The 16,649-nt window shown below is 60.0% G+C and carries 8 protein-coding genes; 5 read left to right on the top strand and 3 right to left on the bottom strand.

The genetic code is table 11. The annotated features are described in order from the left end of the window. Nucleotides 1-1,035 (bottom strand): lipopolysaccharide heptosyltransferase II, encoded by a 1,035-nt coding sequence (gene waaF / locus KGA88_RS20090; RefSeq protein WP_223593858.1) that lies wholly within the window; start codon nucleotides 1,033-1,035, stop codon nucleotides 1-3. A 243-nt stretch (nucleotides 1,036-1,278) separates the two neighbouring features. Continuing rightward, the gene (gene glnE / locus KGA88_RS20085) at nucleotides 1,279-4,218 is read right to left on the bottom strand and encodes a bifunctional [glutamate--ammonia ligase]-adenylyl-L-tyrosine phosphorylase/[glutamate--ammonia-ligase] adenylyltransferase (RefSeq protein WP_223593857.1); all 2,940 of its coding nucleotides are present in this window, start codon (nucleotides 4,216-4,218) and stop codon (nucleotides 1,279-1,281) included. A 383-nt stretch (nucleotides 4,219-4,601) separates the two neighbouring features. Here glnE and aceE point away from each other — a divergent pair, with 383 nt between their 5' ends. The 5 genes from aceE (at nucleotide 4,602) to msrA (ending at nucleotide 15,535) form a co-directional block, all read left to right on the top strand. Further along, on the top strand, nucleotides 4,602-7,247 hold the full coding sequence (gene aceE, locus KGA88_RS20080) for a pyruvate dehydrogenase (acetyl-transferring), homodimeric type (protein ID WP_223593855.1): 2,646 nt from the start codon (nucleotides 4,602-4,604) through the stop codon (nucleotides 7,245-7,247). Nucleotides 7,248-7,258: 11 nt separating this feature from the next. Continuing rightward, on the top strand, nucleotides 7,259-9,202 hold the full coding sequence (aceF, locus tag KGA88_RS20075; protein WP_223593844.1) for a dihydrolipoyllysine-residue acetyltransferase: 1,944 nt from the start codon (nucleotides 7,259-7,261) through the stop codon (nucleotides 9,200-9,202). Between the two features lie 1,168 nt (nucleotides 9,203-10,370). Further along, nucleotides 10,371-11,765, top strand: a complete 1,395-nt coding sequence (locus tag KGA88_RS20070; RefSeq protein WP_223593842.1) for an alkaline phosphatase D family protein — start codon at nucleotides 10,371-10,373, stop codon at nucleotides 11,763-11,765. Between the two features lie 229 nt (nucleotides 11,766-11,994). Then, entirely contained in the window at nucleotides 11,995-14,688 is a 2,694-nt protein-coding gene (locus KGA88_RS20065) for a putative bifunctional diguanylate cyclase/phosphodiesterase (protein WP_223593839.1), read from the top strand. 199 nt (nucleotides 14,689-14,887) lie between these two features. Beyond that, entirely contained in the window at nucleotides 14,888-15,535 is a 648-nt protein-coding gene (msrA, locus tag KGA88_RS20060; RefSeq protein ID WP_223593837.1) for a peptide-methionine (S)-S-oxide reductase MsrA, read from the top strand. Nucleotides 15,536-15,639: 104 nt separating this feature from the next. Here the strand turns inward: msrA and KGA88_RS20055 are convergent, their stop codons facing one another. Continuing rightward, nucleotides 15,640-16,476 (bottom strand): 23S rRNA (adenine(2030)-N(6))-methyltransferase RlmJ, encoded by an 837-nt coding sequence (locus KGA88_RS20055; protein WP_103397327.1) that lies wholly within the window; start codon nucleotides 16,474-16,476, stop codon nucleotides 15,640-15,642. Nucleotides 16,477-16,649 lie beyond the last annotated feature (173 nt).

The following is a 16,649-nucleotide window of genomic DNA, read 5'->3' as shown; positions in this document are numbered from 1 at the left end:
CTATTTGACCTCGACCACAGTGCCCTGCAACCGCTGCAAGGCTTCGTTCACGGCCTGCGGCATGAGCTGGCGCAGGCAGTTGTAATGACCGAAACGGCAGGTGCGATCGAAGCACGGGCTGCACTCGATGCCCAGGCGCACGATTTCCACATGCTCGGCCAACGGTGGCGTGAAACCCGGCGACGTCGAGCCGTAGACCGCCACCAACGGGCGGTTCAGCGCGGCGGCGACGTGCATCAGGCCGGAGTCGTTGGACACCACGGAATCGGCACAGGACAGCAGGTCGATGGCTTCGGCCAGCGAGGTGCCGCCGCTGAGGTTGACCGATTCTTCGCGCAGGCCGGGAATCAGCCGCGCGCGGATGTCTTCGCCCACGGCGTGATCGTTTTTCGAACCGAACAGCCAGACTTGCCAGCCTTCGCGGATCTTCGCTTCGGCGACCTTGGCGTAATGCTCGGACGGCCAGCGCTTGGACTCGCCAAACTCGGCGCCGGGGCACAGGGCCAACACCGGACGGTCGAGGGTCAGGCCGAATTTGGCCAGTGCCGCCTCGCGGGTGACCGGGTCGATCTGCAGCGTCGGGCGCGGATAGGGTTTTGGCAACTCAACGCCCGGCTCGTAAGCCAGAGCCATGAAGCGCTCGATCATCAGCGGATAACGATCTTTATCCAGCGTGCGCACGTCATTGAGCAAGCCATAGCGGAATTCGCCACGCCAGCCCGTACGCTTGGGGATACCGGCAAAGAACGGCACCAGCGCCGACTTCAGGGAATTGGGCAACAGGATCGCCTGGTCGTACTGACCGGCCAGGGATTTGCCGATGCGCCGACGTGTCGCCAGTTCCAGCACGCCGTGACCGAGCGGAAAGCTCAAGGCCTGGCGAACTTCGGGCATGCGCTCAAGAATCGGCCGGCTCCACTCGGGGGCCAGCACGTCGATTTCGCATTGCGGGTGGCGTTGTTTCAGACACTGGAAAAGTGTCTGCGCCATCACCATGTCACCGACCCAACTGGGCCCAACGATCAGAATTTTCATGTGGTTTCCATAAACGAACCGGGGAGGCCTACGCCTCCCCGCCTCGAGAATTCTACAAAACACCGTAGATCTACCGTGGGAGCGAGCTTGTGGCGAGGGGGCTTGCCCCCGTTGGGCTGCAAAGCAGCCCCAAAAACTCTGATGTACCAAAGATCTTGTGAGTGCTACGCACTCAAACGGGGGCAAGCCCCCTCGCCACAGGCTCGCTCCTACAGGGAATATTGGCGTATCGAATATCCCGTTTCAGCCTAGCCCCAGCTCACGCCAGATCCGCATGACCTGCCGCCGTTCGTCCGCGAACTGGTCAGCCGGTATCACCCCCGGGTTCTTCTGCAGAGCCTGTCGGTGGGCGGCGGAACGGTACGCTTTATACGCTTCACGCAACAGGCCGGCATCTTCGACGGGCATCAGCCCTTCATGCTCCAGCTCTTCCAGAATGCGGATGTTGTCCGTCCAGCGCAGCAATGGCGGGTGTGTTTCCGACCACGCCAGGGCCGCGTATTGCACCATAAATTCAATATCGACGATACCTCCGGCGTCCTGCTTGATATCGAACGGCGCCGTGGCTTCGAAGGCATTTGCCCCGGTGCCGGCCGCCGTACTCTTGCTGCCGAGGTTATCGCGCATCTTGGCGCGCATCTCGCTGACCTCCTGGCGCAGGGTCGGCAGATCACGCGTCTTGCCCAGTATCGCGGCGCGGACTTTCTCGAAGGCCTGGCCGACATCCTGACTGCCCACCAGCACCCGCGCTCGCACCAGCGCCTGGTGTTCCCAGGTCCAGGCTTCGTTCTCCTGATATCGGGCAAACGCCCCCAAGGAACTCACCAGCAACCCCGACGCACCGGACGGCCGCAGGCGCATGTCCACTTCATACAACTGCCCGGAGTTGGTCTGCGCCGTCAGCAAGTGAATGATCCGTTGCCCCAGACGGGTGAAGAATTGCGCGCCATCGATGGGTTTGGGTCCGTCGGTCTCAGCCTGCGGATCGCCGTCGTGAATGAACACCAGGTCCAGGTCCGAACCATGCCCGAGTTCCAGACCGCCGACTTTCCCATAACCGACAATGATGAAGCCGGGATCGCACAAAGTGCCATCGGTGCGCAGCGGCGTGCCGTACTTGGCCACGGTCTGGCGCCAGGCCAGTGCCAGCACTTGCTCCAGGATCGCTTCAGCGAGCCAGGTCAGGTAATCGCTGACTTTCATCAGTGGCAGGCTGCCGGCGATTTCCGATGCGGCTACCCGCAAGCGGTGCGCCAGCTTGAAGTGGCGCAGGGCTTCCATTTGCTGCTCGAGGTCGTCCTCGGGAATCCGCGTCAGGCGCTCGCGCAGTTCGGCGGCCAGTTCAGGCGCCAGTGGCGGCTTGAACAGCCGGCCTTCGTTGAGCAATTCGTCGAGCAACAGCGGAAAACGGGTGATTTGCTCGGCAATCCACGGGCTCGCCGCGCACAGCGTCAGCAAACGCCGCAGCGCACCGGGGTTCTCGGTCAACAGCACAAGGTATGCGGAACGACGGGCCACGGCTTCAACCAGGGGCAGCACGCGCTCCAGCACCAGATCCGGATTGGCATGCTCCACGGCCTGCGCGAGCAAACGCGGGATGAACGCATCGAGACGTTCGCGCCCCAGTCGCTGCATCGCCCGCAATTGCGGGCTGCCGCGCAAGCCGGCCAAGGCATTCAAGGCCTTGGGGGCATCCTTGAAACCACCCTCCTCCAGTTGGCGGCAGGCGGCCTCATCGTCCTGGGCCTCTTCCCACAACGGCAACCACTCACCACCGACCACCACTTCGCTTTCGGCGCCCTGCTCTTCGTCGGGATCGGCGATCACCTGCCCGAAGTGCCAGGCCACACGGCCACGCCAATACATCAGTTGTTCGTGGAAAGCGGTCCAGTTGGCGAAACCCAGCATAAAGGCAATGCGCGCCTGATCCTGTTCGCCATCGGGCAACATTTGCGTCTGGCGATCGGCAATCGCCTGGATCGCGTGTTCGGTGTAACGCAGGAATTCGTAGCCTTCACGCAACTCGCTGATCACGGCGGGCGGCAGGTAACCCTGGCCTTCCAGTGTGCTCAACACCTTTAATAGTGGGCGCTGCTGCAAGCTCAGATCGCGGCCGCCGTGAATCAACTGGAACGCCTGGGCAATGAACTCGACTTCGCGAATACCGCCGGAACCCAGCTTGATGTTGTCGGCCATGCCCTTGCGCCGCACTTCCTGCTGGATCAACTGCTTCATGGTGCGCAGCGCTTCAATGGCGGAGAAGTCCAGGTAACGCCGGTAAACGAACGGCCGCAGCATATCCTGCAGTTGCGCGCCGGCCACTTGATCGCCGGCCACCACCCGCGACTTGATCATCGCGTAGCGCTCCCAGTCGCGACCCTGATCCTGGTAATACTGCTCCAGCGCATTGAAGCTCAGCACCAACGCGCCCGACGAACCGTACGGACGCAGGCGCATGTCGACGCGGAACACAAAGCCGTCGACGGTCATCGGGTCCAGGGCCTTGATCAGCCGTTGGCCTAGGCGAATGAAGAACTCCTGGTTATCCAGCGCGCGCTTCACCCCGACGGTTTCGCCACCTTCGGGGTAGGCAAAAATCAGGTCGATGTCCGAGGACAGGTTCAGCTCCACGGCGCCGAGCTTGCCCATGCCGAGAACGACCATCTGCTGCGGTTCGCCGCTGCGCCGGCCGGTCGGCACGCCGAACTGCTGGCAATGCCGCACGTACAACCATTGATAGGCCTGATCGATGCTGGCATCGGCCATGTCCGAGAGGTCGCGACAGGTCTGGACGAGGTCGGCCTGACGGGTCAGGTCGCGCCAGATGATCCGCACCTGGTGGCGTGCCCGTTGGCGACGCAAGGCGCGGCCAAGTTGATCTTCGGTCTCGGCCACGCTCACGGCGGTCGCGATCTGAGCGCACAACTCACCAGGGGCGAAGCGGCGGTCCAGTTCGCCGGACAGCACCAGCTCCAGCAACATCAAAGGGTCACGAACACACTGTTCAATCACAAAATCGCTGGCGGCGGTGACGCGGGCAAATTGCGCCCAGCGTTCCGGTGTCCAGGCAGACAGCCCGCGGTCATCGTCCAAAGCGGCGACGGCAGCCCGGAACGACTGCTCGGCGCGGGTGACCAACGGCAGGAGAATGGCGGGCAGTTCAGCAATCGGCGGGAGGCTCATGGTCTATCCTTGATCGGCGTGCTTCGGGCTGCATGTAGTGGTTTTCGAAAACCCACTACCTGAGGGAGTGTCGAACAAAAGTTAGAAATAGCTGAAATTTCTTTTATTTTGGCAGCCAGCATCAAGCTTTTACCTTTTGTAGTTGGAAAAAGACCAACCTTAACGATTATTCTCACAACGCAGCCGTGGGCCACAAGCCGCTCATCTGTAGTTTTACTACTCGTATATACATTAGACGGGCTGAAATGCCGGAAGATTTGTAGTAAAACTACACGCCGCCGGAACAACCTGTCGGCAATCCAAGAATTCATAACGTCTGCCCACAAGGCCAGTCGCTAACTCAGGCAACCGATTCTGGTAGCCTTTCCGCCCTGGAGCAAGCCATGCAAGACCTCGATCCCGTCGAAACCCAGGAATGGCTGGACGCCCTGGAATCGGTTCTCGACAAAGAAGGCGAAGACCGTGCTCACTATCTGATGACCCGTATGGGTGAACTCGCGACCCGCAGCGGTTCGCAGTTGCCTTACGCCATCACCACGCCTTACCGCAACACGATCCCCGTTACCCACGAAGCACGCATGCCTGGCGACCTGTTCATGGAACGCCGCATTCGCTCGTTGGTACGCTGGAACGCGATGGCCATGGTAATGCGTACGAACCTGAAAGATTCTGACCTCGGCGGTCACATCTCCAGCTTCGCTTCCAGTGCGACTCTGTATGACATCGGCTTCAACTACTTCTTCCAGGCCCCGACCGACGAACACGGCGGCGACCTGATCTACTTCCAGGGCCACACCTCGCCAGGCGTTTACGCCCGTGCATTCATGGAAGGCCGCATCACCGAAGACCAGATGAACAACTTCCGCCAGGAAGTCGACGGTCAGGGCCTGTCGTCCTACCCGCACCCTTGGCTGATGCCTGACTTCTGGCAGTTCCCGACCGTATCCATGGGTCTGGGCCCGATCCAGGCGATCTACCAGGCACGCTTCATGAAGTACCTGGAGCACCGTGGCTTCATCCAGCCGGGCAAACAGAAAGTCTGGTGCTTCCTGGGCGACGGCGAGTGCGACGAGCCGGAATCCCTGGGCGCGATCTCCCTGGCCGGCCGCGAGAAGCTGGACAACCTGATCTTCGTCATCAACTGCAACCTGCAGCGCCTCGACGGCCCGGTTCGCGGCAACGGCAAGATCATCCAGGAACTCGAAGGCGTGTTCCGCGGTGCCCAGTGGAACGTGACCAAAGTCATCTGGGGCCGTTTCTGGGACCCACTGCTGGCCAAGGACGTCGACGGCATCCTGCAACGTCGCATGGACGAAGTCATCGACGGCGAGTACCAGAACTACAAAGCCAAAGACGGCGCGTTCGTACGTGAACACTTCTTCAACACGCCAGAACTCAAGGCGATGGTCGAAGACCTGTCCGACGACGAGATCTGGAAGCTCAACCGTGGCGGCCACGACCCGTACAAGGTCTACGCGGCGTACCACGAAGCGGTCAACCACAAAGAACAACCGACCGTTATCCTGGCCAAGACCATCAAGGGTTATGGCACCGGTGCCGGCGAAGCGAAAAACACCGCGCACAACACCAAGAAGGTCGATGTCGAAAGCCTGAAGTTGTTCCGCGATCGTTTCGACATCCCGGTCAAAGACGACGAACTCGAAAACCTGCCGTTCTTCAAACCGGAAGAAGGCAGCGCCGAAGCCCGCTACCTGAGCGAGCGCCGTACCGCACTGGGCGGTTTCGTGCCACAGCGCCGCGCGCAAAGCTTCAGCGTTCCGACTCCGCCACTGGATACCCTCAAGGCAATCCTGGACGGCTCGGGCGACCGTGAAATCTCCACCACCATGGCCTTCGTGCGGATCCTCGCGCAATTGGTCAAGGACAAGGAAATCGGCCCGCGCATCGTCCCGATCATCCCGGACGAAGCCCGTACCTTCGGTATGGAAGGCATGTTCCGTCAGTTGGGCATCTACTCCTCCGTCGGCCAGCTCTACGAGCCAGTCGATAAAGACCAGGTGATGTTCTACAAGGAAGACCAGAAGGGCCAGATCCTCGAAGAAGGCATCAACGAAGCGGGCGCCATGAGCTCCTTCATCGCTGCCGGTACTTCGTACTCCAGCCACAACCAGCCGATGCTGCCGTTCTACATCTTCTACTCGATGTTCGGCTTCCAGCGTATCGGCGACCTGGCCTGGGCCGCTGGCGACAGCCGCACCCGTGGCTTCCTGATCGGCGGCACCGCCGGCCGTACCACCCTGAACGGTGAAGGCCTACAGCACGAAGACGGTCACAGCCACCTGCTGGCCGCGACCATCCCGAACTGCCGCACCTACGATCCAACCTACGGCTATGAGCTGGCGGTGATCATTCAGGACGGCATGAAGAAGATGACCGAAGAGCAACAGGACGTCTTCTACTACATCACCGTGATGAACGAGTCGTACCAGCAGCCAGCCATGCCGGCCGGTGCCGAAGAAGGCATCAAGAAAGGCATGTACCTGCTCGAAGAAGACAACCGCGAAGCGGCGCACCACGTTCAGCTGATGGGCTCCGGCACCATCCTGCGTGAAGTCCGTGAAGCAGCGAAGATCCTGCGCGAAGAGTTCAACGTCGGCGCCGACGTGTGGAGCGTTACCAGCTTCAACGAACTGCGTCGCGACGGCCTGGCCGTTGAGCGCACCAACCGTCTGCACCCTGGCCAGAAGCCTAAGCTGAGCTATGTGGAAGAGTGCCTGAACGGCCGTAAAGGTCCGGTCATCGCCTCTACTGACTACATGAAACTGTTCGCCGAGCAGATCCGTCAGTGGGTACCGTCCAAGGAATTCAAAGTCCTGGGCACCGACGGCTTCGGCCGCAGCGACAGCCGCAAGAAACTGCGTCATTTCTTCGAAGTTGACCGTCATTTCGTGGTGTTGGCAGCCCTGGAAGCACTGGCTGACCGTGGTGACATCGAACCTAAAGTGGTGGCCGAGGCCATCGTCAAGTTCGGTATCAACCCGGAAAAACGCAACCCACTGGACTGCTGAGGAGAGATTCTGTGAGCGAACTCATTCGCGTACCTGACATCGGCAGCGGTGAAGGTGAAGTAATTGAACTGTTTGTGAAGGTCGGCGACCGTATCGAAGCCGACCAGAGCATCCTGACGCTGGAATCGGACAAGGCGAGCATGGAAGTGCCCGCGCCGAAGGCCGGTATCATCAAGAGCCTGAAAGTGAAGCTGGGCGATCGCCTGAAAGAAGGCGACGAACTGCTGGAGCTGGAAGTCGAAGGTGCCGCTGCTGCTCCTGCGGCTGCCGCTGCACCAGCCGCGAAGGCTGAAGCCAAGCCGGCTGCAGCTCCTGCCGCCGCGGCTCCTGCTGCTGCGCCGGCTGCCGCCAGCGTTCAGCAAGTGCACGTGCCGGACATCGGTTCGTCGGGCAAGGCCCAGATCATCGAGATCCAGGTCAAGGTCGGCGACACCGTCGAGGCTGATCAGTCGCTGATCACCCTCGAATCCGACAAGGCGAGCATGGAAATCCCGTCGCCTGCCGCTGGCGTGGTCAAGGCCATCAGCGTCAAGCTCAACGACGAAGTCGGCACTGGCGACCTGATCCTCGATCTGGAAGTGGCGGGTGCCGCGGCACCGGCTGCTGCTCCGGCCCAGGCTGCCGCTCCAGCTGCCGCCGCTGCGCCTGCTCCTGCAGCAGCTCCGACTGCACCGGTTGCCGACAGCGTTCAGGACATCCACGTTCCGGACATCGGTTCGTCGGGCAAGGCCAAGATCATCGAAGTCCTGGTCAAGGCCGGCGACACCGTTGCCGCCGACCAGTCGCTGATCACCCTGGAATCCGACAAGGCGAGCATGGAAATCCCATCGCCATCTGCTGGCGTGGTGGAAAGTGTTTCCATCAAGCTCGATGACGAAGTCGGCACCGGCGACCTGATCCTCAAGCTGAAAGTCAAAGGCGCCGCCCCGGCTGCTGCCCCGGCTCCAGCTGCCGCTGCCGCTGTTGCTCCAAGCGCACCTGCTCCTGCTGCCGCTGCACCTGCTGCCGCTCCGGCCGCCGCACCTGCCAAGCCAGGCGCGAAAGTTCACGCCGGCCCTGCCGTGCGTCAACTGGCCCGCGAATTCGGTGTCGAGCTGAGCGCCGTTGGCGCCAGCGGTCCGCACGGTCGCATCCTGAAAGAAGACGTGCAGGTTTACGTCAAAGCCATGATGCAGAAGGCCAAGGAAGCACCAGCCACTGCTGGCGCAACCGGTGGCGCGGGCATCCCGCCGATTCCGGTCGTGGACTTCAGCCGCTTCGGTGAAATCGAAGAAGTGCCGATGACCCGCCTGATGCAGGTCGGCGCTGCCAACCTGCACCGCAGCTGGCTGAACGTGCCGCACGTGACGCAATTCGACTCGGCGGATATCACCGAGCTCGAAGCGTTCCGTGTTGCCCAGAAAGCCGTTGCAGAGAAGGCCGGCGTCAAGCTGACCGTCCTGCCGTTGCTGCTCAAGACCTGCGCGCACCTGCTCAAGGAACTGCCGGACTTCAACAGCTCGCTGGCGCCAAGCGGCAAAGCGATCATCCGCAAGAAATACGTGAACATCGGCTTCGCCGTCGACACCCCGGATGGCCTGCTGGTACCGGTCATCAAGAACGTCGACCAGAAGAGCCTGCTGCAACTGGCGGCCGAAGCGGCTTCCCTGGCTGAAAAAGCCCGGACCAAGAAGCTTTCGTCGGACGAGATGCAAGGCGCCTGCTTCACCATTTCCAGCCTCGGCCACATTGGCGGCACCGGCTTCACGCCGATCGTCAACGCGCCGGAAGTGGCGATCCTCGGTGTTTCCAAGGCAACCATCCAGCCAGTCTGGGACGGCAAAGCCTTCCAGCCGAAACTGATGCTGCCACTGTCGCTGTCCTACGATCACCGCGTGATCAACGGCGCCGCTGCTGCACGCTTCACCAAGCGTCTGAGCGACCTGTTGGGCGACATCCGCACCATGCTCCTGTAATACCGACCGGCCCTCCCTCACCGGAGGGCCTGTTGCGTTCCACGTTTCCGAGCGCCACGCTCGTACCTCAACCCCGCCAATTTGGCGGGGCTTTTTTTTGGGACTTTCACTGGCCTGGAGGTCACTTCATTTTCCGCGTGGGCATGGTCCCTTGTAGGAGCCGGCTTGCTGGCGATGGTCGTTAACGATAACGCGTGTGAACTGAATAAACGCGGCGCACTTGAATCCATCGCCAGCAAGCCGGCTCCTACAGGTATTGCGTAACTTCATCATTTTGGACCACGACAGGGCCTCTCGTAGGAGCTGGCTGCCAGCGATGGTCGTTAACGATAACGCGTGTGAACTGAATAAACGCGGCGCACTTGAATCCATCGCCAGCAAGCCGGCTCCTACAGGTATTGCGTAACTTCATCATTTTGGACCACGACAGGGCCTCTCGTAGGAGCTGGCTGCCAGCGATGGTCGTTAACGATAACGCGTGTGAACTGAATAAACGCGGCGCACTTGAATCCATCGCCAGCAAGCCGGCTCCTACAGGTATTGCGTAACTTCATCATTTTGGACCACGACAGGGCCTCTCGTAGGAGCCGGCTGCCAGCGATGGTCGTTAACGATAACGCGTGTGAACTGAATAAACGCGGCGCACTTGAATCCATCGTCAGCAAGCCGGCTCCTACAGGTATTGCGTAACTTCATCATTTTGGACCACGACAGGGCCTCTCGTAGGAGCTGGCTTGCCAGCGATGGTCGCTAACGATTACGCGCGTGAACTGGATAAACGCGGCGCACTTGAATCCATCGCCAGCAAGCCGGCTCCTACAGGTATTGCGTAACTTCATCATTTTGAACCACGACAGGGCCTCTCGTAGGAGCCGGCTTGCTGGCGATGGTCGTTAACGATAACGCGTGTGAACTGAATAAACGCGGCGCACTTGAATCCATCGCCAGCAAGCCGGCTCCTACAGGTAATGCGTTATCGGTGTTTCCCGGGATTGCATGAAGATCCTGTTTCGTACGCCTTCCTACATTTGTGGCTGATATCGCCCACAACTCGAATCCATTTCTGCCAGATATTTATTCAGGCCAAATAACTAGTCTTGGCTGAACACCCTCCCATCACATCCGAAACAACCAACTACCCATTAACTGGCAACGAATGGACTCAAACATGTTCAAACCAACTACCGGGCCAATTATTGGCCACACCACAACTAATCATGCACGCATATTTGTGCGCGGCGCAGCGCAAAAAAGTGCACCCGTATTTGCCGGCATCCGTTATCGGCAATCCGGGCATGAACAATGGATTAAGACTAACTTTGCAAGACTGACAAGCCTGCAAGATATGTCCGAAGTCATTGTTCTCGATAACCTGATGGCCGATACCGAATACGAATACCAGGCCGGCTGGTTCAGCACCACGAGTGCCGGGCATACCATGGACTCGCTGCAAGAGCTGCCGCTGCAATGGCCGCAAGAGCTCTATCGCTTGCGTACCCGATCCAGCACGATCGGCATGCCACGCGCCTATTTCGTCGGCTCATGTCGTTACTTGCGGATGACCGCCGGTATCCCATCGGCGCCACAACTGGGCGACCGGATATTTGCCTCCATTGCAAAATTGGCGCAACAAGCCGACCCGCCAGTCAGCGCGATGTTGATGACGGGTGATCAGATCTATGTCGACGATCTGAATTTTTTCGCGCCTGACCGCGAATATCAGCAAATTCTCGCGAAATACCGTGCGGCTTTTTCCCAACCGCATATTTCCAGGTTAATGGCCAACGTATCGACTTACATGATTCTCGACGATCATGAAATTGAAGATAACTGGCCAGACAAGAAAAGATCAGGGGATGATATTTTATATAACAATGCCATAAGTGCTTATGAGATATATCAAGCCAGCCACAGCCCGGTATTTGAGTTGCTTGACGATGGCCGGATCAGCCGGCACCCGAAGCACTACTGGTATCAGTTCACCGATGGCGATATCGAATGGTTCGTCACCGATAGCCGCACCCAGCGTAATCTGTCCGCCGATGATCGACGCATCCTTGATGTTGAACAGGAACATGCCTTGTGCCAATGGCTGATCCACAGCCCCGCCCGGGTCAAGTTGGTGGTCACCAGCGTGATGTTCTTTCCGGATGCCAAAAACAACGGGGATGACGCCTGGGCCGGCTTTCCCGGGCAACGGCTGCGGTTGCTGGAGACCATTCGTTCGCACCGGCTGAAGAATGTCATATTCGTTGCCGGTGACGTCCACGCCTCCATGACCAGCCGACTGACCCACAGCGAAGACCCGGACTTCGAAGTGCGCACCATCGTCTCGTCGCCCTTGTGCAACTCCAAACTGCTGCCCTATGCCAGTCAATCCAGCTTTATCCTCGACCGTCCGCTGGCACGGACCGCCGCAGGCGAATATCGGCAGGAACTGACCGGTAAAGTCATCAGTCAGGATAACTTCGCGCATCTGGTCATCGACGCAAAACGCATCCGGGTGAATTACCACGATCGCGATGGCAAGCTATTGCAATCGACAGACATTGAATTGCGTTGACGGCAAAAAATCACGGCCTTCGAGACGGCTCCGAAGGCTGCGATCTGATCAATAACAATACTTTTTACTGGAAACTGCAGAAATCTTCGCACCTGCCGACATATTCTTATAGCACTTGGCCTTCATCTCTCTTGTCAGTCGGTGTCGCAATGATGCAACCTTGCCGCAGGCAACAGTAAAGAGGGCGAGAGCCCAGCGCGTTCAGCATATTCGAAGCGAGTTTCCCTCCATGAAAAGCCAACCCGATGCCGCCAGCCGTATGGTGGCCGAGGTAGTGACGCAGTTGCCTGTGCCCTCGCGGCTCGGCATGCTGCGTTTCGAACGGCTTAATGAACCCAGCTGGGCGCTGCTGTTTCTTGACCCCAATTGTGAACGCCAGTTCGGCCTGCCAGCCGTGGAGTTGTGTGCGCTGGTGGGCTCGCCCTACGCCAGCCTGATGGAGCCGGAAGCGCGCTATCAACTGCACGACGCGATCCAGCAGCAGCTGACTGAAAGCACGCATTACCTGATTCGCTATACCCTGCACACTGCCTCGGGTTCCCTGAACCTGCTGGAACTGGGCGAAGCCTACAAACAACACAATCGCCACCTGTTGCGCGGCTACCTACTGGTCATTGACGGCCTGTTCGAGGACGACCCGCTGCAACCGGCCCTGGATCTGGAAACCCAGAACTCGCGCCTGCAAATTGCCCTGGAACTCAATCAGCGTGCACAGCAGGAGCAACTGCTGCATCTGGACCGGGCGCGCGCCCAACAGGACCTGATCCTGCTGCTCACCCGCCAACGCTACAGCAGCAGCAATTCCTTGCAGGAAGCCGCCGAGCTGATCACCCGCAGCGCCTGCGACATTTACGAAATCGACTGCGCCAGCCTGTGGCACCTCGACGGCTCGAGGCTGGTACCGATCTCGGCCTATCACCGCACGAGCCAGGAATACCTGCTGCCGCAACCGATCGACGTCAGCATCTTCCCCGATTACCTTGACGCCTTGCACACCGGCCGCGCCATCGACGCCCATAACGCCATGCGCGACCCACGCACCCGGGAGATGGCCGAAAGCCTGCGCCCGCGCGACGTCAACGCAATGCTCGACGCCAGTATCCGTGTCGATGGCCAGGTGGTCGGCGTTTTGTGCCTGGAGCAGACCGGCGCGACTCGTGCCTGGCAGTCGGATGAAATCGCCTTCGCCGGAGAACTGGCGGACCAGTTTGCCCAGGTCATCAGCAACCACAACCGGCGAGCCGCCACCAGCGCCCTGCACCTGTTTCAGCGTGCCGTCGAACAAAGTGCCAACGCCTTTCTGCTGGTCAATTGCGACGGCGTGGTGGAATACGTCAACCCGAGCTTCACTGCGATCACCCAATACTCCACCGAAGAAGTGCACGGTCAGCGCCTGTCGGAACTGCCGGCCCTGGAGAATCTCAGCGAACTGCTGTTCGACGCGCCTTCGGCACTGGCCAAGAGCAACAGTTGGCAGGGCGAATTCAAGAGCCGCCGGAAAAACCTCGAACCCTACTGGGGCCAGTTGTCGATCTCCAAGGTTTACGGCGACAACCGCGAGCTGACCCACTACATCGGCATCTACGAAGACATCACCCAGACCAAGCTCGCTCAGCAGCGTATCGAGCGCCTGGCCTACACCGACAACCTGACCAATCTCGGCAACCGCCCGGCGTTCATCCGCAACCTCGATGAACGCTTCGCCCGAGACAGCGATGCGCCGATCAGCCTGTTGCTGGTGGACATCGACAACTTCAAGCGGATCAACGACAGCCTCGGCCACCAGACCGGCGACAAGCTGCTGATCAGCCTGGCCCGGCGCCTGCGCAACAGCTTGATCCCGAGCGGCAGCCTGGCACGATTCGCCAGTAACGAATTCGCCGTGTTACTGGACAACAGCGACCTCACTGTCGGTCAGCAAGTGGCCAATCAATTGCTGGCGACCCTCGACAAACCGATGTTCGTCGACAACCAGTTGATCAGCGTCACCGGCTCCGTGGGCCTGGCCTGTGCGCCGCTGCACGGGCGTGACCCGCAAACCCTGATGCGCAACGCCGGGCTGGCGCTGCACAAGGCCAAGGCCAACGGCAAACACCAGGTGCAAGTGTTCACCGAAGCGCTGAATGCCGAGGCCAGCTACAAGCTGTTCGTCGAAAACAACCTGCGCCGCGCCCTGACCCAGAACGAGCTCGACGTGTTCTACCAGCCCAAGCTGTGCCTGCGCAGCGGTCGCCTGCTGGGCATGGAAGCACTGTTGCGCTGGGATCATCCGGAAAAGGGCATGATCCGCCCGGACCAGTTCATCAGCGTCGCCGAAGAAACCGGCTTGATCATTCCCATCGGCAAATGGATCGCCCGCCAGGCCTGCCGCATGAGCAAAGCGCTGACCGCGGTCGGCCTGGGCAACCTGCAAGTAGCGATCAACCTGTCGCCCAAGCAGTTCTCCGATCCGGACCTGGTGGCCTCCATCGCCACCATCCTCAAGGAAGAAGCCCTGCCAGCCCACTTGCTGGAGCTTGAGTTAACGGAGGGCCTGCTGCTGGAAGCCACCGAGGACACCCACCTGCAGCTCGACCAGCTCAAGCGTCTGGGCCTGACCCTGGCCATGGATGACTTCGGCACCGGTTACTCGTCGCTCAGTTACTTGAAAAAATTCCCCATCGACATCATTAAGATCGATCGAAGCTTCATCCATGAAATCCCGGACAACCAGGACGACATGGAAATCACCTCCGCGGTGATCGCCATGGCCCACAACCTGAAGCTCAAGGTCGTGGCTGAAGGCGTCGAAACTGCCGAGCAGTTGTCGTTCCTGCGCCGTCACCGCTGCGACGTCGGCCAGGGCTACCTGTTCGACCGTCCGATCCCGGGCAACGAGCTGATCGAAAAGCTCAAACGCTACCCGCGTGGCCCAATCGCCTGACAAACACAGAATCTGTGGATGACACAAAACCTGTGGGAGCGGGCTTGCTCGCGAATGCGGTGTGTCAGAGCCGTGGTAACTGACTGACTCAACGCCTTCGCGAGCAAGCCCGCTCCCACAAGGTAGTGCGTATCGGGCAGGTATTGGGCACACTGACAGCCTGTTTATTTACAACCCAACCTGACTGAGAGGACTGATCATGGTTCTGCGCTCGGAAATCCTGGTGAACAAAAACGTGCTCCCTACTAAAGAACAAGCTCTGCCTGGCCGCGAAACCCCGATGAACCTCCCGGAAAGACATTTCGTCCACGACGCCCCGCTGCTGGGTCCGTTCGCCAACGATGTCGACTTTGCGATCTTCGGCCTCGGCTGCTTCTGGGGCGCGGAACGTCGCTTCTGGCAGCGTGAAGGTGTGGTCAGCACCGTGGTCGGTTACGCCGGCGGCTTCACGCCAAACCCTACGTATGAAGAAGTCTGCTCAGGCCTGACCGGCCACAGCGAAGTGGTGCTCGTGGTCTACGAGCCGGCAAAAGTCAGTTACGAAGAATTGCTGAAGATGTTCTGGGAACTGCACAACCCGACCCAGGGCATGCGTCAGGGCAACGATATCGGCACCCAGTATCGTTCGGTGATCTATGCGACCAACCCGACGCAACTGGCCGCCGCCCAACACAGCAAAGAAGTGTTCCAGGTCGAACTGACCAAGGCTGGCAAAGGCGAGATCACCACCGAAATCGAAGAAGCCCCGACGGTCTATTTCGCCGAGGCGTATCACCAGCAGTATCTGGCCAAGAACCCTGAAGGTTATTGCGGGATTGGCGGCACTGGCGTGACTTGCCCGATCTGACACAGAACACTTGTAGGAGCCGGCTTGCTGGCGATGGCGGCAGTGGGTCCAGCGGTGACCTTTAAGCCGCCATCGCCGGCAAGCCGGCTCCTACGGGCCGAGCATTACTCGGCAATCAACCAATCCATCCGCCAGCCACCCTGGGTCTGCCCAAGCTTCTCGGACAACCACGGCAGCAGCTCACGCAACTCTTCCTCCAGCCCCCACGGCGGATTGGCAATCGCCAGGCCAGAACCGTTCAGGCTGTTCGGCGTATCCAGCGGGTGCACCAGCAACTCCACGCGCAACAACTTCGGCGCACCGGTACCGGCCAGGTCCTGGTAGAAACGACGCAAGGCGCGCTGATCCTTCACCGGGTACCAGATGGCCGCCACGGTCTGGCGCATGCGGCCAATCGCTTCCTTCAACGACGCGGCGCAGCGCTGCATCTCGTCGAGCTTCTCGAACGGCGGATCGATCAGCATCACCGCACGCTTCTCCGGCACCGGCAACAAGGCCCGCGGCACAAACCAGCCTTCGCCCAGGTGCACCTTGACCCGGCGATCACCGGCCATGTTGTCCTTGAGCAAAACGCCGTCTTCCGGATGCTTCTCGTTGAGCAACACACGATCCTGCGGACGAGTCAGGCGTCGCGCCAGCTCCGGCGACCCCGGGTAATAGCGCAACTGGCCATCCGGGTTCATCTCGTGCAGCACCTGCATGTAATCAGCGGTCAGGATCGGCAGATCCGGCTGATCCCACAAACGCGCAATGCCCTCCAGGTACTCACCGGTACGGTTGGCCTGGTCACCCTGAAGGTCATACAGACCGATGCCGGCATGGGTGTCGAGATAGGCAAACGGCTGCTCCTTGCGCGACATCAGGGCGATGAGGCGGGTCAAGGTCAGGTGTTTGAACACATCGGCGTGATTGCCGGCATGGAAGGCGTGACGATAATTCATGATTGCTCCTGCGCAGGCCGGGAAGTTTACCTTTTACCGGCCGGCAAGTCAGGGATTGACGGCCAAGCGGCCCTGACAAATGACTTGCAAGGGCGCAAACCTGTAGGAGCCGGCTTGCTGGCGATGGCGGTGTATCAATCAACATGGAAAACGTCTGACACACCGCTATCGCC

Source organism: Pseudomonas sp. A-R-19 (assembly GCF_019956575.1).
In the GTDB taxonomy this organism is placed as follows: Bacteria; Pseudomonadota; Gammaproteobacteria; order Pseudomonadales; family Pseudomonadaceae; genus Aquipseudomonas.
Note: the sequence above shows the minus strand (reverse complement) of the source record. Positions and strands in the feature narration are given on the sequence as shown.

Coding starts and splice junctions, on each gene's coding strand:
- waaF (WP_223593858.1), bottom strand. CDS start 1,035: ATGAAAATTCTGATCGTTGGGCCCAGTTGGGTCGGTGACATGGTGATG.
- glnE (WP_223593857.1), bottom strand. CDS start 4,218: ATGAGCCTCCCGCCGATTGCTGAACTGCCCGCCATTCTCCTGCCGTTG.
- aceE (WP_223593855.1), top strand. CDS start 4,602: ATGCAAGACCTCGATCCCGTCGAAACCCAGGAATGGCTGGACGCCCTG.
- KGA88_RS20070 (WP_223593842.1), top strand. CDS start 10,371: ATGTTCAAACCAACTACCGGGCCAATTATTGGCCACACCACAACTAAT.
- KGA88_RS20065 (WP_223593839.1), top strand. CDS start 11,995: ATGAAAAGCCAACCCGATGCCGCCAGCCGTATGGTGGCCGAGGTAGTG.
- msrA (WP_223593837.1), top strand. CDS start 14,888: ATGGTTCTGCGCTCGGAAATCCTGGTGAACAAAAACGTGCTCCCTACT.
- KGA88_RS20055 (WP_103397327.1), bottom strand. CDS start 16,476: ATGAATTATCGTCACGCCTTCCATGCCGGCAATCACGCCGATGTGTTC.